Here is a 1,542-nt window from a genome sequence, read left to right on the forward strand (position 1 = left end):
AACGGTATGCTAAGAACAAAAATGCCGTTCACTCTTAAGTGAACGGCATTAGAGCCTCATGGCTCCTTTTTTTTAAAGTTTTATATAAATAGGTCGATACAAGAGCAATCGTAAGTTTTATTCATCTTTTTGTAAGTGAAGGTCTATGGCTATAACTGTTAATACGAATGTTTCAGCATTAGTGGCTCAGAGGAATCTCTCTAATGCCAATAACATGCTGAACCAATCTTTGGAGCGCTTGGCTTCAGGGAGTCGTATTAATAGTGCAAAAGACGATGCTGCTGGCTTACAAATCTCTAATCGATTAGAAGCACAGATGAGCGGCATCGATGTTGCGGTTCGAAATGCTAACGACGGTATCTCCATTATGCAGACAGCAGAAGGGGCGATGAATGAAACCACAAATATCATGCAACGCATGCGAGACCTGTCACTGCAAGCGACTAATGGTTCGAATAGCCAATCGGAAAGGACGGCTATTCAAGAAGAAGTAACCGCCTTAAATGATGAGCTAAACCGAATTGCGGAAACCACTTCATTTGGTGGGAAAAAGCTCCTTAACGGCAGCTTTGGTAGCTCGTCATTTCAAATCGGTGGCAGCTCTGGTGAGGCGGTGCAGATAGGTTTGAAAAACATGCGCACCGATGATATCAACATGGGCGGCTTTAGCTATGTTGCCAATGGCATGGCAAGTGACTCGTGGGAAGTTAAATCCAACCAGAATGATATGAAGATGGCGTTTACCGATCGTTTTGGTCAGCCTCAAGAGATCAGCATTAATGCCAAGGCGGGCGATGACATTGAAGAGCTAGCGACTTATATCAATGGTCAAACGGATCTGGTTTCGGCTTCCGTCAATGATGACGGGCAGCTTCAGATCTACATGTCAGGCGAAGACACGGCAGGCACGATCTCTTTCTCAGGCTCATTAGCCAGTGAGCTTTCGATGTCGGCGGGTTATTACGAGTCAGTCGATGATATTAATGTCACTGATGTTGGGGGCGCACAGCGCGCCGTGTCTATTTTGGATACAGCGATGAAGTATGTTGATAGTCACCGTTCTGAACTCGGGGCGATGCAAAACCGCTTTGACCATGCGATTAATAACCTTGAAAATGTTCATGAGAACTTGGGGGCATCAAACAGTCGAATCAAAGATACAGACTACGCCAAAGAAACCACTCAAATGCTCAAACAACAAATACTGCAGCAAGTCAGTACCACTATTTTAGCTCAAGCTAAGCAAGCGCCGAACTTAGCTTTAACGCTGCTAGGCTAATAAATTAGGTTAATTCTTATAAAGGTATTATCGGTTAACTAAAGTCCTTTGGTTAATTAAAACACAATATTTCCCCCGGCTGACTTTTCGACAACTTTAGCCTTTTTCTCATCTTTTTTTGATAATTTTACTACCAGTCACGCTTTCTTCTCCTTTCTCGCTATTTCTTTAATTTTGTTGCTTTTTTTCTAAAGGTTTCAGCATTCACGCCGTTATTAAAAGTAACTTAGAGATAACTACTTGGTTTTCCGAGACGTCGGAAG

General features: G+C 42.9%; 1 protein-coding gene. It reads left to right on the top strand.

Annotation, left to right across the window (positions count from 1 at the left end):
- Positions 1-145: 145 nt before the first annotated feature.
- A complete protein-coding gene (locus ACED53_RS23335) occupies positions 146-1,279 on the top strand; it encodes a flagellin (RefSeq protein ID WP_017100807.1) in 1,134 nt (377 codons plus the stop codon).
- Positions 1,280-1,542: the final 263 nt, after the last annotated feature.

This window comes from Vibrio sp. 1F169, from assembly GCF_041439605.1.
GTDB lineage: Bacteria > Pseudomonadota > Gammaproteobacteria > Enterobacterales > Vibrionaceae > Vibrio > Vibrio tasmaniensis_A.

Excerpts from the sequence above, each read along its gene's own strand:
- ACED53_RS23335 (WP_017100807.1), top strand. The coding sequence starts at position 146 with ATGGCTATAACTGTTAATACGAATGTTTCAGCATTAGTGGCTCAGAGG.